At 50.4% G+C, this 25088-nt stretch carries 20 protein-coding genes and 3 pseudogenes; 10 read left to right on the top strand and 13 right to left on the bottom strand.

The genetic code is table 11. The features are described from left to right. Window positions 1-10: 10 nt before the first annotated feature. From L370_RS08305 to L370_RS23435, 5 genes are all read left to right on the top strand, one after another. Window positions 11-1276 (top strand): OmpG porin family protein, encoded by a 1266-nt coding sequence (locus tag L370_RS08305; protein WP_024127736.1) that lies wholly within the window; start codon window positions 11-13, stop codon window positions 1274-1276. 14 nt (window positions 1277-1290) lie between these two features. After that, window positions 1291-2784: a glycoside hydrolase family 32 protein gene (locus tag L370_RS08310; RefSeq protein ID WP_021514816.1), complete on the top strand. Its 1494-nt coding sequence runs from the start codon at window positions 1291-1293 to the stop codon at window positions 2782-2784. A 12-nt stretch (window positions 2785-2796) separates the two neighbouring features. Then, a complete protein-coding gene (locus L370_RS08315; protein ID WP_000800716.1) occupies window positions 2797-3810 on the top strand; it encodes an OmpG porin family protein in 1014 nt (337 codons plus the stop codon). 113 nt (window positions 3811-3923) lie between these two features. After that, entirely contained in the window at window positions 3924-4886 is a 963-nt protein-coding gene (locus L370_RS08320; RefSeq protein WP_001028756.1) for an aminoimidazole riboside kinase, read from the top strand. A gap of 705 nt (window positions 4887-5591) precedes the next feature. Continuing rightward, window positions 5592-5825 (top strand): hypothetical protein, encoded by a 234-nt coding sequence (locus L370_RS23435; RefSeq protein WP_023335012.1) that lies wholly within the window; start codon window positions 5592-5594, stop codon window positions 5823-5825. 76 nt (window positions 5826-5901) lie between these two features. On the opposite strand, the pseudogene L370_RS08325 reads toward L370_RS23435, so the two are convergent. Then, a pseudogene (locus L370_RS08325) lies at window positions 5902-6825 on the bottom strand (IS5 family transposase). 516 nt (window positions 6826-7341) lie between these two features. Beyond that, window positions 7342-8259 (bottom strand): TniQ family protein, encoded by a 918-nt coding sequence (locus tag L370_RS08330; protein ID WP_023335010.1) that lies wholly within the window; start codon window positions 8257-8259, stop codon window positions 7342-7344. A gap of 755 nt (window positions 8260-9014) precedes the next feature. Here L370_RS08330 and L370_RS23240 point away from each other — a divergent pair. Then, a pseudogene (locus L370_RS23240) lies at window positions 9015-10162 on the top strand (IS3 family transposase). 22 nt (window positions 10163-10184) lie between these two features. Here the strand turns inward: L370_RS23240 and L370_RS22835 are convergent. The 10 genes and pseudogenes from L370_RS22835 to mntR all read right to left on the bottom strand — a co-directional run bounded on the left by L370_RS22835 (window position 10185) and on the right by mntR (window position 19889). Continuing rightward, entirely contained in the window at window positions 10185-10484 is a 300-nt protein-coding gene (locus L370_RS22835; protein ID WP_071787448.1) for a helix-turn-helix transcriptional regulator, read from the bottom strand. Between the two features lie 208 nt (window positions 10485-10692). Next, window positions 10693-11023: pseudogene (locus tag L370_RS23710) on the bottom strand (IS3 family transposase); the annotation flags it as partial. A gap of 23 nt (window positions 11024-11046) precedes the next feature. Beyond that, window positions 11047-11799: a deaminase domain-containing protein gene (locus tag L370_RS08340; protein WP_023335007.1), complete on the bottom strand. Its 753-nt coding sequence runs from the start codon at window positions 11797-11799 to the stop codon at window positions 11047-11049. A gap of 127 nt (window positions 11800-11926) precedes the next feature. Continuing rightward, entirely contained in the window at window positions 11927-12088 is a 162-nt protein-coding gene (locus L370_RS23820; protein ID WP_285124715.1) for a zinc ribbon domain-containing protein, read from the bottom strand. 792 nt (window positions 12089-12880) lie between these two features. Further along, entirely contained in the window at window positions 12881-13918 is a 1038-nt protein-coding gene (locus L370_RS08345) for an aldo/keto reductase (RefSeq protein ID WP_023335006.1), read from the bottom strand. Window positions 13919-14022: 104 nt separating this feature from the next. Then, window positions 14023-15546, bottom strand: a complete 1524-nt coding sequence (locus L370_RS08350; RefSeq protein ID WP_023335005.1) for an efflux transporter outer membrane subunit — start codon at window positions 15544-15546, stop codon at window positions 14023-14025. Continuing rightward, window positions 15546-17117 (bottom strand): DHA2 family efflux MFS transporter permease subunit, encoded by a 1572-nt coding sequence (locus L370_RS08355; protein ID WP_023335004.1) that lies wholly within the window; start codon window positions 17115-17117, stop codon window positions 15546-15548. Before L370_RS08355 ends, L370_RS08350 begins: the two co-directional genes overlap by 1 nt. After that, window positions 17114-18208, bottom strand: coding sequence for an HlyD family secretion protein (locus L370_RS08360; protein ID WP_023335003.1), 1095 nt, complete (start codon window positions 18206-18208; stop codon window positions 17114-17116). Before L370_RS08360 ends, L370_RS08355 begins: the two co-directional genes overlap by 4 nt. 101 nt (window positions 18209-18309) lie before the next feature. Beyond that, complete coding sequence (locus L370_RS08365) at window positions 18310-19419, bottom strand: anion transporter (protein WP_023335002.1); 1110 nt, start codon at window positions 19417-19419, stop codon at window positions 18310-18312. Next, the gene (mntR, locus tag L370_RS08370; protein WP_023335001.1) at window positions 19416-19889 is read right to left on the bottom strand and encodes a manganese-binding transcriptional regulator MntR; all 474 of its coding nucleotides are present in this window, start codon (window positions 19887-19889) and stop codon (window positions 19416-19418) included. The genes L370_RS08365 and mntR overlap by 4 nt, the downstream gene beginning before the upstream one ends. Window positions 19890-20072: 183 nt before the next feature. Here mntR and mntS point away from each other — a divergent pair, with 183 nt between their 5' ends. After that, entirely contained in the window at window positions 20073-20201 is a 129-nt protein-coding gene (gene mntS / locus L370_RS08375) for a manganase accumulation protein MntS (RefSeq protein WP_014831181.1), read from the top strand. Window positions 20202-20484: 283 nt separating this feature from the next. Then, window positions 20485-22068 carry a phosphoethanolamine transferase gene (locus tag L370_RS08380; RefSeq protein WP_023335000.1) on the top strand — a complete coding sequence of 528 codons (1584 nt, stop codon included), beginning with the start codon at window positions 20485-20487 and terminating at the stop codon, window positions 22066-22068. Window positions 22069-22300: 232 nt separating this feature from the next. On the opposite strand, the gene ompX is transcribed toward L370_RS08380, so the two are convergent. Next, the gene (ompX, locus tag L370_RS08385) at window positions 22301-22819 is read right to left on the bottom strand and encodes an outer membrane protein OmpX (protein ID WP_023334999.1); all 519 of its coding nucleotides are present in this window, start codon (window positions 22817-22819) and stop codon (window positions 22301-22303) included. Window positions 22820-23173: 354 nt separating this feature from the next. On the opposite strand from ompX, the gene rhtA reads away from it, so the two are divergent. Further along, window positions 23174-24061: a threonine/homoserine exporter RhtA gene (gene rhtA, locus L370_RS08390; RefSeq protein ID WP_023334998.1), complete on the top strand. Its 888-nt coding sequence runs from the start codon at window positions 23174-23176 to the stop codon at window positions 24059-24061. Window positions 24062-24360: 299 nt separating this feature from the next. Further along, a complete protein-coding gene (gene dps, locus L370_RS08395) occupies window positions 24361-24864 on the top strand; it encodes a DNA starvation/stationary phase protection protein Dps (RefSeq protein WP_010428924.1) in 504 nt (167 codons plus the stop codon). The last annotated feature ends 224 nt before the right edge of the window (window positions 24865-25088 follow it).

Here is a 25088-nt window from a genome sequence, read left to right as displayed (position 1 = left end):
AGAGAGCAAAATGGATGAAAGCGTAATACCTCAAAATTGCATTACCTCGAAAGATAAAAATATATTTGTTCCAGGAAAACAGATGCTGGCATTAATGGTGACATTAGCAGCATTTCCTGCCATTGCTGAAGACGTTACAGGAAACTATCAAAGCTATTTTCAGGATGAATCAGACACCAACGGTACGAGTGTTTCATTAGCCAATCAAGGCAATGAAAAATCATCCCTTAGCGCTTCATCTTCTCCGGTTGCTGCAGGTCAAAAACCTGAACTCACGACCTCGTCAAAGCCAGTGACGTTATCGGCACCAATGGAGAATAAGAAAACTGCAGTAGAAAAACGTCCTAAAGGGGATAACCCTGAAGATGTCAGTCTGTTGCGTTTAAGGCAGGAAGATCCGCCGGTTCACTGGAACAGTATTGGTCGTAACATGGAAGTGGGTGGCTTGCATGGGAACATTGGATCTCAGATAGAAATTGACGATGTTCGCTGGAGCAATAATAAGAAAAACAGCGGCAAGTTTAAACTCGCCACCATTCAGGCTTTTTTAAGGCACGATGAATTGCCTAACTGGTATTTCGGTTTCTGGAATGCCAGAGAAGACAGTTATAAAGGACAGTTCAGTAATCAGGACTATAAAGGCACCAATACCATCAATGAATTTTTTGTGGGCCATATTTTCGAAACCTGGCGGGGTAATATCGGTACGGAAGTCATGGTCGGCTCCGAAACGGCAACTAAACGCTGGAAAAACCGGTTCAAAGTCTGGCAGGACCTGCGACTGTCCAACAAATGGAGCCTGGCCGGATACGCGTATGGCGAGTATCAGCCTCAGGGGAACGAACCGGGGAATGGCGATCTGGAGCAGTACATTTTCGAAATTGAGCCAGCCATTCAATACCGCGTGAATCCGGATCTCGGACTCTATTTGCGGCCCTATTATTACCATAACCGCCAGGAGCGTCAGAGCTGGGGCGACATTGTAGAAGAAGAATGGAAAGTCACGGCCGGGCTCTGGCGAAACTGGTATCCATTATTAACCTCCCTGTATGTTGGATTTGGCCAGGACAAAATAGATAACGCCAGCAATGCCAGCGAAGTTTTCTATGACGGCCGTTATAAGTTTATCGGTGGAACGCTGAGTTATCCGGTATTTGGTGAGGTGCGATTATATGGTGAATTCAAGGCACAATTTACGAAAGAAACCGGACTTTGGACATCAACCGGTCACTCATGGAATCCGTTTACCGTGGTTGGCGTGAATTATAACTTCTGATATTCAGGTGTAGCATGAAAAAATTAATAGTTGCGGCATCTTTCGCTCTGCTTGCGCTTTCGCTCGGCAATAACCCTGCCTGGTCACAGCCTTCGAAAGAGACATTACAGAATAAAAGCATCACCCATATTAATGGCTTTTTTCCGAGGGTTGAAGGTTCATTCGTGGGCGACCCTATGCCCGTTTTTAACGATGGCAAATTTGATATTTATTATCTTAATGATGTCCGAGGCGGCAGCGATCTGGGGGTACATGCTTTTCATCTCTTGTCGAGTGCCAACTTGTATGATTATCAGAACCATTCGGAAGTGATCCCCTACGTTAACGACGTTGACGATCCTGAACTGTTATTGGGAACCGGTTCGATTATTAAAGTCGGCGATACCTGGCATGCCTGGTACACCGCACACAATGAAAATGTGTTCCCGGTTGAGTCTGTTATGCACGCGACCAGTAAGGACCGCCTTCACTGGGTGAAACACCCGCAGGACACCCTGTTACCCGGCGGTAACTATCGGGGTAATGATTTCAGGGACCCTCACGTCGTTTGGGTTGAGGAAAAGAAAGAATACTGGATGTTAATTACTACGCGCAGTAACGGTCGTGGGGTTATTGCCCGATACAGTTCAACGGATTTAAAGCACTGGGAAGATCGCGGCGTATTTTTTGATAACGACACCATCACCAGCAATGCCAACCTCGAATGCCCGACACTGGTTTACTTCAACGGACGCTGGTATCTCAGCTTTAGCGACCAATGGCCGTTACGCCTGACACAATACCGGGTTGCGGACAATCCGGAGGGGCCGTGGCGGAAACTGGACAATTATGTGGTCGACGGCTCAGGTTTTTACGCGGGTAAACTGGTTCTCAAAAACGATCGGCTGTTTGTTTTCGGCTGGATCCCGACGAAAGCCGGTAACCGTGACAGCGGCAACATTGATTGGGCAGGGAATCTGGTTGCTCATGAGCTCACCGCAGATGCCCAGGGCCAGCTCAACAGCATCCTCCCCCAGGAGCTTCAGAAGGTCATCAGTGAGAATCCTGGTCCGGAAACCACCTTGACGAGCACTAAGACGCTCAAAACGGACACGTCGTTCGGCCCCTTACAGTCGGCGCTGTACCCGGCCTTGCCTGAGCGCGGTGAGTTGAGTGCTACCATCGATGTTCCTTCTGCCGGAATGGTGATGAGCTTTGGTCTGACCGACGACAGAGTCAGTGATGCGATGCTGAACGTTGTGTTCAATAAGAGCAAAGGAAAAGTCTATTTTTTCAACGCGCCGCTAGCGTCGATTCATCAGGCTAACGCGGAATCCTGGGTGGACATTCCGATCGGGGAAAAAATTGAGTTACGCGTTCTCATGCAAAACTCAATTGCTGTCTTTTATATAAACAACAAAGTGGCATTCAGTACCCGGATGTATTCCATGCAGGAGAAACCGTGGAGTATTAGCCTGCCTCAAAACGACCATTTTCACGCGACGTTGAAAATAAAAGAAATGATTTAACGGGATATTATTATGAAAAACTATCATGCCCTGTCTGTTATTTTTACTCTTATGTTACCCGCGCTGGCGAATGCGAGCATGAGCATCATGAAGGATCCGTCTGGAAAGGTTATCGCCGTGGACCCGTGGTCATATCTTGATGAAGATGTTATGTGGACCTCAGCCCGCTCCTCCAATCCTGCCGGTGGCCGCGTTCATGGCCAACTGAAAATGAAATATGCCATTGAGGATAATAACTGGCGTAACAGCCATTTCCACAACGGGAATGATTCGCTGACGTTTGTACAAGGTGTGATGCGGCACGATGCGTTACCCGGTTGGTATCTGGCTTTCTCTGAGGGCAGAACCACTAACTATAACGGGACGTGGGAGGATCAGTCTTACCTCAGCCAAAACCAGTGGACTCAGTTGATCATCGGCCATGAATATTTTTACAAGCGTCTGCGCTATGGCTGGGATGTGATGGGAGGAAGCGCCTCAATCGAAGACCGCTGGCAAGGCCGCGTTAAGTTCTTTACCGATCTTCGGGTTACGGATAATTTCTCATTCTTTAACTACCTGTATCAGCAGATCGATCACCGGCGCAGCGGTGGGTCGCAAAACGACCGTGACGTGCGTTCATTTCAGATTGAGCCGGGCGTGCAATACATTATTAATAACAACACCGGTGTCTGGTTCCGCCAGCAGTTCGCATCTGCCATTTTAGACAGGGCGCAGTGGGGCGATATCGACGAAAAAAGCTGGACCACGTCAGTCGGCGTCTGGCGAAACTGGGGGAAGTTATCCACAACGCTCAGCGGCGGTTATGGTCATTATAAGAAATACAATGCGCAACCTGAGGATGGCGAAGTCTTTCAGAATACCCGCAATCGCTTCCTGAAGGTATCGGCAAATTATCCTTTGACCTCTCGTTTTACCGTGTCCGGAGAAGTTACTGGTTCGTTGATCAAACAGAACGGAAGTTGGGTCACTAACGGTGAGGCCATTACCACTGAGTATAAGCTGATGCTGGATTATAACTTTTAAACCGTACGCTGGATAATCCATGCCACCTGAACACGCTGAAGCGTTAGTAAAAATAGTGACCTTACCGCAGGTCACGTTTAAAAAAACAAGTTAATTATTATTAAGGAAATATCATGAATATCTGGACTCTTGGCGATGCTGTTGTTGATCTTCTACCCCTTACAGATATGCAATTTCGTGCTTGTGCAGGAGGTGCGCCATTTAATGTTGCGATAGGTACTGCACAATTGAAATGTCGTACCGGCTTTATAGGTCGCGTAGGGGATGACGATTTTGGCCATTTCCTGAGAAAAACTCTCGAAGATTCAGGAGTTTCTACACAATGTATCCAAATGGATAAATATCATCGTACAAGTACAGTACTGGTTTCTCTTAAAGATCAGGGAGAACGTGGTTTTACATTTCTTACGAACCCTTCAGCCGACCAATTTCTAACACAAGATGCCCTTCCAGCTTTTAGTGATGATATCCTGCATTTTTGTTCACTTGCGCTGGTTGCTGCAGATTGCCGCACGACTTTGACTAAAGCAGTCCAGGAAGTCATTGACCACGGTGGACTTATCAGCTTTGATGTTAATTTACGAGACCAAATGTGGCGTGATAAGGAAGAAATGTTTGCGACGGTGAGTCAATTCGCTGAAAAAGCCGATATCCTTAAACTCTCTGAAGAAGAGTGGTACTGGTTAATGGGTACACATGATTATACAGAGGCGTTAGAAGCACTCAAAACCCATCCTGCCAGATTAAAAGTGGTCACCTTTGGTGCGAGAGGTTCATTGGTATTATGGCAAGATATGGTGATACATTTCAGAGGATTTAATGTTAAAAGTATTGACACAACAGGCGCTGGAGATGCTTTTATGGCTGGGTTACTTGCCAGCATCGCCAATAAAGGTTTGCCAATGAATTTTCCAGAACTTCAATTAGCAATCACTCAGGCCAGTGCCACCGGAGCGCTCGCAACTACCAAAAAAGGTGCACTTACCGCCCTTCCTGATACAGCCGCACTGGAAACGTTCATTAATCATTTTCCATTACCGGGCTATGAGATCCTTGGAGCAACCGCTACGGTGTAACAACTTTTCATGCTGTATGGTGTAGGAATATAGCAAACGTATCTTCAATTGTTAGTTATGACCTCTAGAAGTATGAGATATCTTTTGTAGATAATCATGGCTGTGTATGGGCAGCCTTATACTGCCCCTTTTTCTATTACCTTAAGAAAGATAAGTACAGCTTGCTTTCCTGGAGATTAATGCATGCTCTGGATAGCAATCCTCAACTATCAGCAGAAAGTAGATAAAATTTCAGGGTGGCCCTATAAAAATCATTAGATGCGTTTCTGACGTTACTTAGGTAAAACTTTAACAAACCACCCGATGATGGACGTCAGAAACGCAGGAGTGTAATTTACTCTACATTATAGGCTTGTCAAACAAACATAATGTAATAGCATGTATAAGTTAGTTTTTACCCAGAATGTAAGAGCCCAGAAGTTGGCCAGTGACTACTATGCCAATGTCCTGATGCAGATGAAGATCGCTACAATCAAAAAGTTACTTAACAACTATCAGTCTGGCATCCCACTAGTTTGTTTCCTGTAAACCGAGCAAACCTACCTGTACAACATTTATTAATAAATTTAATGAGTTAATACATTCATCAAGCCAGCTGCCCCTACAATTAATTCCATATCGCTATCAATAATGATTCTTCAATGCGATTAATAGAGTTAGGTTAATGGAGTATAGTTCTCCTACACCAACTATTGAGGATTAATTATGAAAAACGCTCTTATGACAATACTGCTTTCATCTCTAATTATGTCTTTCTCCGTTAATGCAGAGACAGTTACTGGATGTGGCTATTCAATCGACTCAGCTGAAAATATGATTAAAGAAAAAGCAAAAGCAAAAGCAAAAGCAAAAGCAAAAGAAAAAGGAGTTACAAATTATGTAATTACCTCAGCACACATGGGTAATTATACCACCATGAGCGCAAAATTAATTAAATAACGCCTCGCCATGTATGATTTGCGGCTTTGTTGAATAAATCGGATTTAGATAAAAGCTTCCCTTGTCGCTGACTTCCTCAGGCAATCCGTACGCTTTCTGGCATGCCTGCGCGCGTTATTTTGTTTAATGCGCGGATCATGGCCATCGCCTCCCCAACCTGCGCATCATAATCCCGCAACGTAAGATGCCCACCAAACAGCTGTTTGACACGGTACATTGCCGTTTCAGCCACCGAACGTCGGTTGTAAGCCGTGTGTCATTTCCAGTACGCATTGCTTCCTGTCAGCCGTTGCCGGGCAACCGCCTGATTTCTGTCGGCATATTCAGCCGGCCAGTAACCTGCGCGGGTTCGCGGCGGGATAAGCGCCCTGATTTTCTTCCGCCGCAGTTCGTCGTGGCACCGCCTGGTGTCATAAGCTCCGTCGGCTGAAGCGACCCTGATTTTCCGGTGTGTCTGGCGGATAAGCCCCGGGAATGCCTCTGCATCAGTCACGTTGTTCAGGGACAGGTCAGCACAGATAACCTCATGCGTACCGGCGTCCAACGCCAGATGCAGTTTTCGCCAGACGCGGCGCTTTTCCTGACCGTGTTTTTTCACCTTCCACTCCCCTTCACCGAAGACTTTTAATCCGGTGGAGTCGATAACCAGATGGGCAATTTCGCCGCGTGCAGGACTTTTGAAAGGGATACTGACGGACTTAGCCCGCCTGCTGACGCAGGAATAATCCGGGCAACGGAGCGGGAGCTTCATCAGGATAAAAATGGAATCAATGAATCCCTGCACAGCGCGCAGCATGAGGCGAAAGATGCGTTTGAGCATCAGAACGGTAGAAATAGCCAGCTCAGAATAACGTTGCGGACGACCACGTGAAGAGGTTTTGGGTTTGTCATACCAGGCCTGAATGGCCGACTCATCAAACCAGAATGTCAGTGAGCCCCGGTTGACGAGGGCTTTGTTGTATAGGTTCCAGTTGGTGATTTTGAACTTTTGTTTTGCCATGTGATATCGCTGCAAGATCGGGAGTGTAGTGATCTGATCCTGACTACGGCCAAAAGTTCGATTTATTCAACAAAGCCCCGGCAGCCATGAGTCTGGTTACGCAGACGGAGGATCGTCCAACTACAAGTAAATCATCCAACGCTGCTAACGTAATAGAGAGAAAGCAATAACCCACGCTGTGCTGACAAAACAGCAAAAATCCTCAAGATGGATTGACCTGTAGAATAGCAGGTCAATTTTATTGTTCGTAAATCGGTAGTTGACACCAGCGATATAACCCCTCATACGGAACAACCCCCTGCTGTTCGCTTTTAACTTAAAATCTTCTATAACCGGGCCAGGCGCCAAAGTCATCTCGGCAGCGTAAGTTCGGAGGCCATCGAGCAGATCTTGTCGTGAGGACATAATTTGTCTACTGTTGTGGGGTAAGTCCAAATACCTAAAGTTATCTTGGTATTAATTAATCAGAATTACTTAAACCAAACTAACATTTAAACGACTGAAGGTTCACAATATTTAAAATTTATTTTGCAACTTACAATCCCTCGGCGATAATTTTTCAGCGCAGTCTTTACAATTTATCATCTTTGCCTTTAAACACCGAAAAACAAAACTATCCTTTCGTAATACTCCATACTTTTCTTTTATTACACATGTATTCTGTGCTACATAATCTTTAAAAATAACAAGGCTTTCATCGTGTCTTTTGTGATAAAGTTTTGAGACGTACCATTCAGGGTACAGTGTGAGCTGTTTCAATAGCACGTCCTTTTGGAGATCATATAGCTTTCTCTGAAGCAATTCAGTTAATATAATTCTGTTTGCATAAATCCATTCTTTCATTAAAAATGAAGCACACGGTTTTATATAAAGAGTGGATAAGGGTGTTATCTTCTGTTTTTTTATTCCCTTCAATTTGATTTTCTCCAGGGGAGATATAACAAGAACATCATTTTCAGGTACCCCCCCCTGCATAATATCACTCATAGCTTTAACTGTTTTTATATATGAACAAGAAATGATTTCAGACAACGGCAGTTTGTGTTTAAAACAATACCGAGAAAACTCCCAATCTTTTTTAAGGTAACCCACACCATACTTTTTTTTGCTTTCCAAAATACAAACATTGCAAAATCTGATTGTTCTGTCAGGCCGACCATTAATATAAGCTGTACCATGCTCAGTAAATTCTTTAAACTCTCTCAAATTTGAATATGGGGAAGAAAAAGTGGTGTGTGGATGCTCACTCGAATTTACAACATTAAATAACTTAAATTCATTAAATCGATGGTAAACTGGCAAGAGCTCCTTCCTGGCAATTATTTTATATGCAACCCAGCCGCCAAGAGTAATTAGATTTCTGAAATTATGATAGCCATAAACAAGTTGAGTCCTGTAAAGGAAACTGAACAAACTTTCGTCATTGAAAAACATAATAAACCTCTATCATTATCATTCCTGTTTATCAAATAACTTCTCCACGTTTAGTATAGTATAATCCACCAAGAAACTGTGAATAGTAGCCTGTCTATCCTTTTCGTGTCCAAAGGGTAGCGTCCCTGTGGCAGCGTCCAGGCCAATGTACATAGGCCGGACGGATGTAATTGTCACTTTTAAAACCATCTCATGCAATCCATTGCATGAAAATTTTAATTCCCTGTGATAGGAATAATCACGAGATGTAGCATTAAGCTAGGATACATACCTCTAAGCATTCGAGGTTCTGCAGTTGCATCGTGTGATCAGCATTACCGAGTCGTAAATTCTGAATCGTCAGCCTAGCAGAGCTATCTAAAGCTGGCTGGGGCGAGTCTTATAAAGACGTCTCCCCAATACTGTCTACTAGAATATTCTCCTGGCCCGCAAAGATTTCAGGAAAGTCGCTGACAGTAAGGAAAATTTTATCATCACCGTACCCAGACAGGGGTTCCGGTTTAATGAAACCATGCCGGTAACTGTCAGTGACACCAAAGACAATTTCGCTTCAACTCCAGATGAATTTACGTCTGAATAAAACAGTGAAGAAAATGGCAATCTGTTGTTCAGACAAGATGTTTATTCACTGCTATTACGTCTTGTATTTTTAGTCTCAAAGAACTGGCGAGAAAAAGTCGTTCCATTCAAACTGAATCGCCACAGGTTTAACAGACACCTCAGAGTCATTTAAGATGGCTTAAAGAGAGGTGCCCATGAGCGGTAAGCGTTATCCCGAAGAGTTTAAAATTGAAGCAGTCAAACAGGTTGTCGATCGCGGTTATTCTGTTGCCAGCGTTGCAACACGTCTCGATATCACCACCCACAGCCTTTACGCCTGGATAAAGAAGTACGGTCCGGATTCTTCCGCTAATAAAGAACAGTCAGTTGCTCAGACCGAGATCCGCCGTCTCCAGAAAGAGCTGAAGCGGGTTACCGACGAACGGGACATATTAAAAAAAGCCGCGGCGTACTTCGCAAAGCTGTCCGACTGAGGTACGCCTTTATCCGTGACAACACCTGTTGCTGGCCTGTTCGCCTGCTCTGTCTGGTGCTGGATGTTCATCCCAGTGGTTTTTACGCCTGGCTTCAGCAGCCGCATTCACAACGCCATCAGGCAGACCTGAGACTGACATGACAGATTAAACAGTTCTGGCTGGAATCGGGATGCGTCTATGGTTATCGCAAAATCCATCTGGATCTGCGGGACAGCGGGCAACAGTGCGGAGTGAACAGAGTCTGGCGACTGATGAAACGTGTCGGGATAAAGGCTCAGGTCGGATACCGGAGCCCGCGGGCACGTAAAGGCGAGGCCAGTATCGTGTCGCCCAACAGGCTCCAGCGACAGTTCAATCCGGATGCTCCGGATGAGCGTTGGGTAACGGACATAACCTACATCAGGACCCACGAAGGCTGGCTGTATCTTGCCGTGGTTGTTGATCTGTTCTCACGCAAAATTATCGGCTGGTCCATGCAATCCCGGATGACAAAGGACATTGTCCTGAACGCACTGCTGATGGCTGTATGGCGGCGTAATCCCCAAAAACAGGTGCTGGTTCATTCGGATCAGGGCAGTCAGTACACAAGCCATGAGTGGCAGTCGTTCCTGAAATCACACGGTCTGGAGGGCAGCATGAGCCGTCGCGGTAACTGCCATGATAATGCGGTTGCAGAAAGCTTTTTCCAGTTGTTGAAACGCGAACGGATAAAGAAAAAGATCTACGGAACGCGGGAAGAAGCCCGCAGCGATATTTTTGATTACATCGAAATGTTTTATAACAGTAAGCGTCGGCATGGTTCTAGCGATCAGATGTCACCGACAGAATATGAAAACCAGTATTATCAACGGCTCGGAAGTGTCTAGATTATCTGTGGCTATTCAGATGTCACCATGACTCCCACCTTGCAGGAAGCGCTGTATCTTGCTGCTTTGAAATGAGTTGGGGCTTTGAATCCGCTAATGGTTCCCTTGAGGAAAGTACGAGCTCAACCCCCAGCAGACTAAACACTTTATACAAGCGCTCAAAACTTGCAGTTGCTGGGTTTGCTTCCAAACGAGCATAAGTTTGCTGTGTTACACCCAATCGTCCAGAAAGCTCTTTTTGAGTAAGTCCCCTAGCTTTGCGGAAACCAACCAGAACGGGGCGTAACTGATTCAACGTTTTCAAATAGTATTGAGTGCTCATGATGACAATCCGTACTGATTAATATGAATAAAAAACTTAATGCTTTAACAGTCTATAAGCTGTTAATGCACATAACAGTCCACAAGCTGTTAACCCTTATTAACCAAGTTTTGCAGGGCAACGGAAACAGGGTTTGAAGGCCATTTAGGCATCTTGTAACATTTTACAAATGTTACCTGCTTTTCATCAATGAACATAGGTACTTTAGGGGTTTACGTCGCCACGCGGTCATCAGAAGCGCATATAGGTCAATTTCTTTTGTCATCCGGGGTTGCATTTACCAGCCGATTACCTTGCGTGAAAACAGTCCAACAACTACGGCCAGCCTTCGTGGGTTCGGATATAAGCTATGTCCGTTACCCAACATTTATCCGGTACTTCCGGGTTGAACCGCCGCTGGAGCCTGTTGGTGTCACGATACTGGCTACATCTTTACGAGCTCGTGGGCTTCGCTCCCCGACCTTTGCCTTTATCCCGGCACGCTTCATCAGGCACTAGCCACGGTGAATCCCGCATTGTTGCCCGCGATCTCGCAGGTCTATTCATTCACCTCGAGTTGCAGTCAATTTACCGTCCTGTCTATAACGTCAATTACTCCGCCCCGAAGCTCGATAATATGTTTTACCGACAGACGTCCCAAAATATCGGGTGCGGTTTTTAGTTGCTCGCTAAAGCTCTCATAACCGCGGCCAGACCATGCCCGCCCCGAGGAGTAACAGTACGCCAGAATCAACTTAACATCATGTTGGGTCAGAAAATCGATAATAACCTTTGTACAACTGACGCATGGGATACGTTCAGTTAGTAAAATCACCCGGTCAAAGATGAAGTCTTTGTTCACGATTAGACTATGAATAACATTTAGCAGGATCCTTTCAGAGTCATGAACTCGGTCGTATTCACCTTTATATTCAATTTCATAAAGCGCAAAAGTTGATGCAGGATACGGTGCAGCGACCCAGATAGGATCTGACTGTGAATACCATTCCTGATTTGCCCTACTCTGCCGTAAGGCTAAACTGGCTACCGTAGTGGGTAAAGTATATCCGTGCCGATCCGAGAGCATTTGAATATCTCTGACTTTTTCCGCGCCCTTTACGCTCGTTGCAAACAGGCTATTCATTATGACTGTTTCGCCCATCATCAATGAACAATTTGCATAGTTGGCAGGTAAAAATTTCTGTACAGCGAAAATATCATCATCATTGATAACAGCTTTACTCTGATGTCTAAGATATTCAGCTGGTTTTCTATAACTTAGCAAGTGATTAAAACAATTTATAATTTCACAATATTCCGCAGGGCTAATATCCATTTACCATGATCCGTTATGTTAAGCGAGCGACCATACTTTGACTGCTCCTAGCCCTTTCAGGGCAAGGAGCCCCATATCAAGGCAACCAACCTAATCCCCACTAAGCTACTTCAGGGCTTACAGCCGCTCAGTGGACTAACACTGCCAACTCGGCAGCTTTATTATTTTTCGCGGCATTTACGTCACGATCATGGGTTTCTGCGCATTCCTGGCAATTCCACGAACGAACGTTAAGCACCAGTTTCGGCAGCGTATAGACGCAACCGCCACAAAGTTTCGTTGACGGGATAAACGGGTCAATTGCAACCAGGAGCCGTCCCCACCAATTCGGATTTGTACTTCAACTGGCGCATGAATTCAAGGGCGTTTTTCGTGGTGAGAAGTGAAAGCTACTGGGCTTTCCGAGGTAGGGGACAATATGAAGTGTATAACCAAGTCAAACAATCCAAACAAACACTCAAAGCTTGCAATTTCGGGGTTTGTCTCCAAGTTTGCTGTGTTACCCCCAATCGTCCTGTATGCGCTCTTTTGAAAAGTCCTTTGACTTTGCAAAAACCGACCATATCGATGCGTAAATGATTCTAAATTTTCAAGTTGTATTGTGTATTCGTGATAACCACTTGTATTGATATATATATAAACAAATAGCTTAAAAATAAACAGCCTATAAGCTGTTTATTTATATAACAGATTATAAGCTGTTAAACCTTACTCGCTTAGAAGTGCAAAATACTTACACAGGTTTTATCTGCAGTTTTGGCGACTTATGACGTTTTATGTCTTTTAACAACATTTCATGCCTTTTACCAATAAAGAGATACATTTTCAAGGGTCAACAGTGTAGTCCTCGAAAGATACAATCCACATCGTTTTTTGTCAGCCAGATCTTACGCTCTTAAAAAATAGTGTTCAAAAGGATTCTCAAAGAAGATCTTTGATATAACATCTATATATATCAGATATTTAATATATTTAGTGACATAACTTTAATTGTCCAAAAATGAATAGTGACATAACTCTAATATGACTCCACAAGGGAAGTAGCCCCGGTAAGCGAAGCGCCACCGGGGGAGAAGGGATATTACTGTGCGAGCTGATTGCGGCGATATTCACCCTGCCGCTCCAGCATCCAGCCCGGGTATTCGCGCGGCAGCACGCTCACCGCATCAAGCTGTTTAAGCTCGTCTTCGCTCAGTCGAATCCCGGTCGCGGCGATATTGTCGTCCAGCTGATCGACGCGTTTCGCACCAATAATCACGCTGGTCACGGCTTTTTGATGCAGCAGCCAGGCCAGCGCGATTTGCGCGACGGAGACGCCCTTGCTTTCGGCGATAGTACGCATCACGTCCACGCAGTCGAAGGCGCGATCTTTATTCACCGGCGGGAAGTCGAACTCCAGACGACGACCACCGGCTTCGCTCTGCCCGTCCCGGCCATATTTTCCGCTCAGCAGGCCGCCCGCCAGCGGGCTCCAGACCATCAGCCCGACGCCTTCGCTCTGCATCATCGGCACCAGTTCGCGCTCCAGATCGCGTCCGGCAATGGTGTAATACGCCTGCAACGACGCGAAACGCGCCAGCCCAAGGCGCTCGGAAATACCGAGCGCCTTGGCAATCTGCCACGCCGCCCAGTTCGAGACGCCGATGTAGCGCACGTGGCCGTGCTGCACCAGGTTATCGAGCGCATAAAGCGTCTCTTCGATCGGCGTGGCGGGGTCGAAGCCGTGAAGCTGGTAGAGATCGATATGATCGAGCTGCAGGCGGCGCAGGCTCTCCTTCACGCTGCTGATGATGTGATAGCGCGAGCTGCCGCGCGAGTTCACCCCTGCCGTTCCCGTTTCGCCGAACACTTTCGTGGCGACCACCACGTTCTCGCGCGGGATTTTCAGGTTTTTCAGCGCCTGACCGGTGATCTCCTCCGATCGTCCTTCCGAGTAAACGTCCGCTGTGTCGATAAAGTTGATCCCGGCATCCAGCGCGCGGCCCACCAGCTGCTCGGCCTCACTTTGCTGGAGCTGGCCAATCTTGCCCCACATGCCGCCCTCGCCGCCGAAGGTCATGGTGCCGAGGCACAGTTCAGAAACGAACAGACCGGTGTTGCCCAGTTTTTGATAACGCATCAGTTATTCCTCGCATGTCGATTGGGTACCCAATCGTTATACCCGCCCCTCAGCCCTCGCGAATGTGGTGTTCCTGCTCATTTCTTGCCCAATCCTCTGAATATTTATCCGCGCGGGGCGTCGCCAAAGACGCTGTAGTCCGGTAGTTGCACCTGCTGATACGGCTCCCAGCCGCCGCCGAGCGCCTTATAGAGCGCCACCAGATCGAGCGCGCTCTGGACCTGCGCCTGCGCCCGCTGCTGCTCGGCCTGCGCCAGCTGACGCTGGGCGTCCAGCACGTCGATAAAGCTGGCGATGCCCTGCCGATAGCTGTCGCTCGCCAGGTCAAAGGCGTTTTGCAGGGCGTCGATCGTTTTTGCGAGACCCGCTTCACGCTGCTGGTCGGTGCGATAGCTCACCAGCGCGTTTTCAACATCCCCGAGCGCGGTCAGCACCGTCTGGCGATAGTCCAGCACCGCCGCTCCCTGCTGCGCGCGCGCCACCTTGACGCTGGAGACCAGTCGACCGCCCTGGAAGATGGGAATGGAGACCTGCGGGCCGAAGCTGTAGAAGTGGCTGCTCCAGTCGGTCAGCCAGTTAGTTTCGCTGTTGCGCAGGCCAAACTGCCCGGAAAGCGTAAAGCTCGGGAACAGCTCCGCCACCGAGACGCCGATTTGCGCCGTGGCGGCATGAAGATTCGCCTCTGCTTCACGCACGTCCGGACGACGTCGCGCCAGCGTGGACGGAATGCCCGTTTGCACGATATCCGGCAGCGCGGGCATCGGCTGCGCAGACTGGAGTTCGCCGTCCAGCGCCCCCGGCGGCTTGCCGAGCAGGATCGCCAGGCCATTCATCGCCTGCCGCTCCTGCGCCTGATATTGCGGCAGCTGTGCCTCAAGGTTGCCTAACTGCGCCCGGGCGTTTTCCACGTCCATCTGCGGCGACAGCCCGCCGCGCTGGCGGCTTTCGGTCAGATCCAGCGTCTGCTGCGCGCTTTTAATCTGGGTGTTCAGCGTGGCGATAATGCTCTGCGCCCCGCGCAGTTGGAGCCACGCGCGCGCCACTTCGGCTTCCAGCGACACCAGCGCGTCGTTACGCTGCTCGATAGCCGCTTTCTGCTGCGCTTCGGCGGCTTCCACCTGACGACGCACCTTACCCCACAGGTCGATTTCCCACTGGGCGTCGAAGCTGCCCTGGTAGAGGTTAATCGGCTGCGTCAGCGGCCCCAGCGCGCCTTTCAAATTGGGATCGATGCTGTCCACCTGGTCGTACACGCCGTGGGATTTCAGCTCCCCTTCCAGCCCAAGCTGCTGGCGCGTCGCCTGCAGATTGCCGTTGACCGACGGATAAAACGCCCCGCCCGCCTGGTTAATCTGTTCACGCGCTCCGGCGATGCGCAGCACCGTCTGCTGCAGCGTCAGGTTTCCGGCGATGGCGCGCTCAACCAGGCTGTTGAGCTGCGGCGAGCCGAAGGTCTTCCACCAGCGCGGATTGGTCGCGGCGGAGGTCGTCTGCGATTTCACCGCGCCGTCACCCTTATCGTTCCAGTGCGTAACGGCAGGCGGCGCGGGCGGCTGGTAGTCCGGCCCGACGGCGCAGCCCACCAGCAGCATCATTATCATCAGAGGGTGTAAACGTCTGTGTATCATCAATGTGCTCCTGCACTCCCCTCGCTCTTAACCGGCGAGAGCAACAAACAAAACGGAATCAGTAACAAGGCCACCGCGCTCAGAATGGTGAAGACGTCGATGTAGGCCAGGAAGCGCGACTGCTCAATCATGGTCTGGTACATGCGCCCGGTGGCGATGCCGGTGGGATCGCCCACCTGGGTGGTGAAGTTCTGGATCGCCTGGGCGCTTTCGCGTATCGCCTGCTGGAACTGCTCGTTAAACGGCGAGGCGTGGTACGCCAGATGGGCGCTGTGCGCCTGCGCGCGTTCGGTAATGGCGGCCGTCGAGAGTGAAATCCCAATTGAGCCGGCCACGTTGCGGAACATGGTAAACAGCGCCGCCGCGTCGGCGTTGAGCCGCCTCGGTATCGAGATGAAGGCAATGGTAGTCAGCGGCACAAACAGGAACCCCAGCCCAATCGACTGGGCGCTGCGGAACAGGACCAGCGTTTCGAAGTCGATATCCGGCGTGAGCGTGCGCGACCAGAAGAACGACACCGCCAGACAGGTAAAGCCAAAGGCAATAATCCAGCGCGTCTGCACCACCGGCATCAGCTTCAGCACCAGCGGGATCGTTAAGACGATCAGCACCGCCCCGGGCGACAGCACCAGCCCGGACCAGGTGGCGGTATAGCCCAGGTCCTGCTGCGCCAGCTGCGGGATCACCACCGAACTGCCATAGAGGATCATCGCCATCCCCGCCATCAGCAGGCTGGAAATGGCAAAGTTGCGGTCCTTCATGCAGTGCAGATCCACCACCGGCTTTTTGGCATACACCAGCCAGTAGATGGCGCCGATAATGCCGATAAGCGTTAATACCGCGAAAGTGCGGGTAAAGTTCGAGTTAAACCAGTCTTCATCTTCCCCCCGGTCGAGCATCACCTGCAGGCAGCCCAGACCCAGCGCGATCAGGCCGATCCCCGTCCAGTCGATACTCAGCTTCTCTTTCGATTTGCTCTCCCACGGCGGATCTTCCAGCAGCTGGTAGATCGCCAGCACCGTCACAATCCCCACCGGAATGTTGATAAAGAACACCCAGCGCCAGGAGTAGTTATCGGTGATCCAGCCGCCCAGCGTCGGGCCGAGGACCGGCGCAACGATAATCGCAATGGAGGAGAGACCAAACGCTTTGCCCCTGTCCTCGGGCTTGAAGTAGTCGAGCAGCACCGACTGCTGCGTGGGCTGCAGCCCGCCGCCAAAAAAGCCCTGCATCACGCGGAACAGGATGATCTGCCACAGCTCGGTGGCGATGCCGCACAGGAACGAGCAGACGGTAAACATGACGATGCAGATCAGGAAGAACTGCTTGCGGCCGAACACCCGGCTCAAGAACGCCGAGATGGGCAGCACAATGCCGTTCGCCACCAGATAGCTGGTTAACACCCAGGTAGATTCGTCATAGCTGGACGAGAGCGAGCCTGCCACATGGGGCAGCGCCACGTTGACGATGGTGGTGTCCAGAATTTCCATGAATACCGCCAGGGTGACAACAATCGCCACCGCCCACGGGTTGCTGGCAGGTTTCCAGGTATCGTGGCTGTGATCCGTCATTCCACCGTCACCTTCGGTGCAACCGACAGCCCCAGCGGCAGCGGTTTGTTCGGATCGAGGCCTTTATCAATCACGATTTTGACCGGCACGCGCTGCACAATTTTGACGAAGTTACCGGTGGCATTTTCTGCCGGGAAGGCGGAGAAGCGCGAGCCGCTGCCCTGCTGGATACTGTCGACGTGCCCCTCAAGCTCCATATCCGGCCACGCATCCACGGAGACGGTGACCTTATCGCCGGGCTTCATGCGCTCAAGCTGAGACTCTTTAAAGTTAGCCACCACCCAGACGTTGGGTGAGACCAGCGAGAACAGCGCCGTTCCCGCCTGCACCAGCGTCCCCGGCTGCACATTGCGTTTGGTGACAACGCCGTCGAACGGGGCGCGAACTTCGGTATAGGAGAGGTTCAGGTTGGCCGTTTCCAGCTGCGCTTTAGCCTGATCGACCTGACGCTCGCGCGCTTCAACGTTGGTTTCCTGCTGGCGGATTTGCAGCTGTACCTGTTCCGCCACTTCCAGCTGCGCCTGGGCGCTCGCCAGCCCTGCCTGTGCGCTGCGCAGTTGAGCATTCGCGGAATCAATACTTTGCTGGGTGGTCGCTCTCGGGTCGACGCCGCGCTGGCGACGATACTCCGCCTGCGCGTTGGCCAGATCGGCCTGCGCTTTCAGCACCTGGGCTTTGGCTTCATCACGCTGGGCCGGATACTGGACTTTTGAAAGCGCCAGCTGCGCCTGAGCCTGATGCAGCTGTGCGATAGCCAGCCCAAGCTGGGCCTGGGCCTGATCGCGCTGCGCGGTGGTATCACGCGGATCGATGACCACCAGCAGATCGCCCTTTTTCACGCGCTGGTTATCGCGCACGCGCAGCTCGGTAACGTAGCCTGCCGTTTTCGGGGCAATCGTCACCACGTCGCCGTCGGTAAAGGCGTCGTCGGTCGTCTCTTCGTTACGGGTTAAAAACCACCAGACCAGCGCCACGACGACCATTACCACCACGACAATGCCGAGGATAATTAACGGTTTCTTGCCCGGGCGCTTACGCTCATTATTGTTTTTGTCCTGCTGGTCAGCAGGCGGGTTTTGATCTTCAGCCATAGTTCAGCAACGGTCCTGTCAGTGAGCGGCATCACACTATGCCGTTCACTAAAGCTAGGACGTTGCTATACGTTTGCCAGGAAAAACTGACAAATTGCGCACTATATGAGAAGGAATATTCCGAAACCGATCGCCGCGGCCCAAGCCAGCATCGGAATCGACCAGACGTGGAAACGCCACCAGATACGCCGGTCGTTGGCCATACGCAGGGCAATCAGGTTTGCCAGCGAACCGGGCAGCAGCCCAAACCCGCCGATGTTCACCGCCCAGGCCAGCAGCGTATCGGGCGGAACATAGTTGAGCAGCAGAATGGTGGACGGCACGTTGCTGATAAACTGCGACAGGCCAATCGCCGTCAGCCACAGTCCCGGCTGCGACAGCGTACTGACGCTGTGCAGCACGTTTTGCAGCACCGGAAGCTGGATAAGGAGATGCACATCAATAAACATCGCCATAAAGACCAGCAGCAGCGTCCAGTCCACGCTCACCAGAACGCGACGCGCCAGGACGACAAACCCTGCGGCAACGAGCAGGACGCCCGCCAGCTCATACTTCAGCTCCAGCGCGAACAGAAAGACGATGTATAACCCGAGACAGCTCCACACCAGACGAGGCTGCCACTGCGGGCCCGTTGTGCCGCTGTGGTACTGCAGCTTTTTATCCGGAAACGCAAACCAGCACACCGCCATCAGCGACAGCATCATCACCAGCGCCAGAGGGGCCATCTGCCAGGTAAAGGCGGCAAACGACAGCCCGGACCGTCCCCAGAGAAGGATATTTTGCGGGTTGCCGATTGGCGTCAAAAGTGAGCCGGCATTGACGGCCAGCGCTTCAAAGATGATCAAACGGCTGACCGGGATCTCGCACAGCTTTCGCAGCGTGAGCGTGAGGGGCACGATGATAAACAGCGCTACATCGTTGGTCAGAAACGTCGACAGCACCGCGGCGGAGAACACCATAAACAGGGACAGCCTGCGTTCGGTGGCAAAGCGGCGCACCATTTTACGTCCCAGGACGTCAAAATAGCCGCTCAGCTCGACCCCTTTGGTGAGCATCATCAGCCCGCTCAGGGTAATAATGGTGCGCCAGTCAATCGCGGCGGGCCAGGCGTGTGGGGCAAACGGCACAAAGAGGCTTAACGCTGCGCCAATGAGTAATAAGAGATGGAAGAAACGATCGCGTGCCAGAGCCTGCAGTCCAGGGATTTTCATTCAGCGGAGGGACCATATTTAAGCGTAAATTCACGAAACTTCACCAGCGTCTCTTCGCTAACGTGATGTTCCATTCCTTCCGCATCCCGGCGGGCGATCTCCGGGCTAACGCCCAGCACCAGCAAAAAATTCTCGACGAGCTGATGACGCTCGCGGCTCTCCTGCGCGAGTTTCTCCCCTTCCGGCGTCAGAAAAACACCGCGCCAGGGGATCATTTCGATTAAGCCCACGGAGGCCAGGCGTTTTAACATTTTTGCGACAGTCGGCTGTGAAACCCCCAGCCTGGCGGCCATATCGACCTGGCGCGCTTCACCGACCTCACGAATAAGATCGGAAATGAGTTCAACATAATCATCAATCAGTTCACGCCGGTGCGCTTCACGGACCTGGCGAAAACCTTCGACATGTTCTTCAACATTCACCAGTTGCGTCGTTTTCCTCATTGTTGGCTTACCTGCGCGACGGTTCATTGTACTTCCTCAGTGGGGTGACGCTTCCAGCGCCCGGTATCGAGAGCGCACATTGTAAACCATCCCTTCACAAGCACAAAAAATTAACGAAATAGCCATAGCTATACAATATAGCCTGTGCTATATCTGTATGTAATGCAGTCACCCTTCACGGATCGAAGGGATCAAAACTCAGGAGGTCTTATGAACGAATTCAAGAGGTGCATGACCGTGTTTACCCACTCTCCCTTTAAAGTGCGCTTAATGCTGTTGAACATGCTGTGCGATATGTTTAACAACAAACCGCATCAGGACGATAAACCTTCCCACTAAGCGGCGTTGCGGTACGCCGCTTCATTTTCCCGTCACAATCCCGCTGTAAACTGGCTTCCAGCCGCCTTATTCCCGACCTTTTTTACGGATTTGCAATCCCCTTCGCAAAACATCTGCTTAGCAACTGTTGATATTATTTAGCGCTCGCACTATCTTCTTGCAGCCCTGCACAATTTGCGGCTCGCTGAAGCGGACCCTCATTCCCTCTCCACGCACTGTCAGGCAGGTTATGACCCTTGACGCCAGGGTGAGCACATGGCGTTTTCATCCATGATAGTGACCTATGAATGTAACCCTGATAGATACCGTTGTGACCCGCAGCCGGGCCTTAAGCCCGTGGACGGGTTTTTACTTTTTGCAGTCATTACTGATTAACTTTGCGCTGGGTTATCCCTTTAGTCTGCTCTACGCGGTGGCGTTCACCTGCGTTCTGCATGTGCTGTGGCGAGCCGCACCGCGCGTGCAAAAAGCGTTAATCGGGATCTGTTCGCTGGTTGCTGCACTCTATTTCCCGTTTGGTCAGGCTTACGGCGCGCCAAACTTTAATACCCTGCTGGCGCTGCACTCGACCAATATGGAAGAGTCGACGGAGATCCTGACGATCTTCCCGTGGTACAGCTATGTGGTCGGGCTATTTATCTTCGCGTTGGGCGTTATTGCCATCCGCCGTCAGTCGGGCGAGAAAAAGTCCTGGGGTAAGATCGAAATACTCTGTCTGGTGTTCAGCGTTGCCGTGGCGTTTGTCGCCCCCATCCAGAATATTCCCTGGGACGGTAAGCTCAGGCTCATCAATATCGGCTATCCGGTTTTCCGCTTCGTGAAAGACGTCGTTGTTAATAATAAAGAGGTTCTCGACGAACAGGCGCGCATGGCTGAGCTTTCCAACATGAAAGACACCTGGAACGTGCTGGCCGTTAAGCCGAAATATCACACCTATGTGGTGGTAATCGGCGAAAGCGCACGTCGCGATGCGATGGGTGCGTTTGGCGGACACTGGGATAACACACCGTTTGCCAATTCGGTTAAAGGCACGCTGTTTACCGATTATGTTGCGGCCAGCGGCTCGACGCAGAAATCGCTCGGCCTGACGCTTAACCGGGTCGTCGACGGCAAACCTCAGTATCAGGATAATTTTGTCACCCTGGCAAACCGCGCGGGTTATCAGACCTGGTGGTTCTCCAATCAGGGGCAAATTGGCGAATACGATACGGCCATCGCCAGTATCGCCAAACGAGCCGACGAAGTGCAGTTCCTGAAGAACGGTGACTTTGAAGCCGACAAAAACACTAAAGATGAAGCGCTGTTGAAAATGACGGCACAGGTCTTCGCCACCCCGCGCACCCAGCCTCAGCTGATCGTCCTGCACCTCATGGGGTCACACCCGCAGGCCTGCGATCGGACCGGCGGGAAGTATGCGGAGTTCGTGCAGTCCAAAGAGACGTCTTGCTATCTCTACACCATGACGCAAACCGACGACCTGCTGAGCAAGCTGTACGATCAGCTACGCAATACGGGCGACAGCTTCTCCATGGTCTATTTCTCGGATCACGGGCTGGCGTTTAAAGAGCGTGGTAAAGAGGTGCAGTACCTGGCGCACGATGACAAGTTCCAGCAAAACTTCCAGGTGCCGTTTATGGTGCTGTCGAGTGATGATAAAACGCATCGCGTCATTAAAGCGCGCCGTTCGGCAAATGATTTCCTGCAGTTCTTCTCGCAGTGGACGGGGATTAAAACCGAGCAGATAAAAAACGCTTACCCGTTTGTCTCGAACAAGAAAGCTCCCCCAGTGTACGTTACCAACTTCAAGTTACAGAAAGTTGACTACAACCATCTGGGTACGGATATTTTTGATATTAAGAGCAAGTAGCGGTCTTTTTCCCTCTCCCACGGGGCTGAGGGTTCCCCACAAAATAATGCCTGCACGGACGACTCCCTCTCCCTTGAGGGAAGGGCATCGCTGTAACCCATTCATTTTCCTGAAGCAACGTTCACCGCTTCCGGTTAAAAAATTACCGGGGATCCCTCAGCCCACAGGGAGAAGGAAAAAGACAAAAAAAATCCGCCACATGGGCGGATTTTTTATTAGCTCACCGGAGTGATTAGAAGCGGTAACCTACGCCCGCGATCCAGGTGCCAACGTCAACGTTGCGGATACGGCTCTGCTCATAGGAGAAATCCAGAGCAACGTCCTGGATTGGGTTGAACTGCAGGCCTGCGCCATAGGAGAAGCCATAGTCGCTGTTGCTTGCAGTGCGGTTCAGACCCTGGTTTTCGGTCTGCTGGAATTTACCGTAGCCAACACCTACAACACCGTAGATGCTCGCCCAGTCATTCAGACGGTAAGCTGGACCAGCGGTGATACCGTAGTACTGGCCTTTATTGTATACGCCGTTTTCAGAACGATCTTTCTCGGTGTAGGTGAAAGAACCGATCACGCCCAGTGGGTTGTTATCCTGCTCGTAGCGATACTTCAGGTTGAAGCCGTTAGCTTTGTTCATCACGCCCTGATAGTCGCTCTGAGCGTAACCACCAGTAACAGTAGAAGTAGCAGCTACAGCGGTACCTGCGGAAACAGCCAGTACAGCGGCCAGTGCTGAAAGACATGCAATTTTTTTCATAACCACCTCAAATGTGCTTCAAGTAAGTCCGTAAGTTTTAAATATATCAAAAAAATTTGCGAAACTCTTTGTGATTCGTGATGTCTAATGAAACCTTTCCTGTAACAGAACGTTTCCAGCGTCAGCTATCTCTTTCAAATCACATGCAATTTTCACTACTAAATGCGCATAGTGCGCGCACGCGCCGTTACATTCATCCAGATTATTCCTAATCTATCAGGCGATAAATCCACCAGCGCTTAACCATTTTACGGATTTCACGAGGTTTTTTTTCAACAGCGCCTCAACCGTTGCCGCTTATTTCCTTTACACTGCAACCTTTACCTCATTTGACATAAGCTGACAGGAGAAAGGATGCCTGGGTTATCCCGCACGTCGTCGGTTTGGCTGCCGGTCGCAGTCATACTCATTGCCATGTTGTCCATTCAAAGCGGTGCTTCGCTTGCAAAATCACTTTTTCCGCTGGTCGGTGCGCCTGGGGTGACAGCCCTGCGTATCGTGCTGGGCACGGCGATACTGGTGGTCATTTTCAAACCCTGGCGTCTGCGCTTCAAAAAGGAGCAGCGTTTGCCCCTGCTGTTTTATGGGCTCTCCCTGGGGGCGATGAACTATCTGTTCTACCTCTCTATTCAGACGATACCGCTGGGGATCGCCGTCGCGCTGGAGTTTACCGGCCCGCTGGCGGTGGCGCTTTTCTCCTCGCGACGTCCGGTCGATTTTATCTGGGTCGTGTTAGCCGTGCTGGGGCTATGGTTCCTGCTTCCCCTGGGCCAGAGCGTCGCTGAGATCGATCTGACGGGCGCAGCGCTGGCGCTGGGTGCAGGCGCATGCTGGGCCGTCTATATACTCACGGGCCAGCGTGCAGGAGAAGAGCACGGTCCGGCGACCGTCGCGTTGGGGTCACTGATCGCAGCTATCGTCTTTGTGCCCATCGGCATGGCGCAGGCGACCGAATCGATATGGCAATGGTCGGTTATGCCCATCGGGCTGGCGGTCGCGATACTCTCTACCGCACTCCCCTACTCTCTGGAAATGATAGCCCTTACGCGTCTGCCGACACGCATATTTGGCACCCTGATGAGCATGGAGCCTGCGCTAGCCGCCATTTCAGGAATGGTGTTTCTCGGTGAAACCCTGACGCTGACCCAGACGCTGGCGCTCTGCTCGATTATCGCAGCATCAATGGGATCAACGCTCACCATGCGCCCTGAACCTAAAGTTGAGAAGGTTGATATCAGCTAAGGCCATATATTCTGCATGGCTTCAATGCCATGCAGAATAAAGGCCAGAAAAACAGTCGTTATAATTTCTTACACACTTTGCGCTATTTCCGAAATATCTCTCTGCATTTACGTCCCCCTGCAGCAATTAAGATTGATCTGTATCAATTTAAAAATTACCCATTAATTTCAACACATTAAATTCTCAACTTCCTTCTCGCTATTAAACCGATAGGCACAGCCAAACCGCAGACAAAAAATCCGGTGCTATACTTAGTTCCGTAATTACCTGGGACATAAACATCAAGAGGATATGAGATTATGAGTACCGCTAAACTGGTGAAAACGAAAGCGTCTAATCTGCTTTATACCCGTAACGATGTATCGGATAGCGACAAAAAAGCGACCATTGAGTTGCTGAATCGCCAGGTGATCCAGTTCATCGATCTTTCGCTGATCACCAAACAGGCCCACTGGAATATGCGCGGTGCAAACTTTATTGCCGTTCATGAAATGCTGGATGGCTTCCGCACAGCACTGGTTACCCACCTCGATACCATGGCAGAACGTGCCGTTCAGTTAGGCGGCGTGGCGCTGGGTACCACGCAGGTGATCAACAGCAAAACACCGCTGAAGAGTTATCCGCTGGATATTCATACCGTTCAGGATCACCTGAAAGAGCTGGCGGACCGCTACGCGATTGTGGCCAATGACGTGCGTAAAGCGATTGGTGAAGCCAAAGACGAAGATACCGCAGATATTTTCACCGCCGCATCCCGCGACCTGGATCAGTTCCTGTGGTTTATCGAATCTAACATCGAATAATTCATACGAATTTTCTATCAAACCCTCGCCCTCTGGTGAGGGTTTTGCACATCTATGGTGCACAGTTTTTGCCTGCATACCTGCAAAAGTGAACGAAATGTAATAATCACCTCACACAACCGTTAACGGAAGATTGTTTTTTCGTCAGAATTTACGCTAAATATCTCCCCGTCAGTTGAGCCAAACGAAGCGCACCAAAACAGTGCTCCACTTTGGTGCAATAA

Source organism: Enterobacter sp. MGH 24 (assembly GCF_000493015.1).
GTDB lineage: Bacteria > Pseudomonadota > Gammaproteobacteria > Enterobacterales > Enterobacteriaceae > Enterobacter.
The sequence above is the reverse complement of the archived record's forward strand: the minus strand, read 5'-3'. Positions and strand labels throughout refer to the sequence as shown.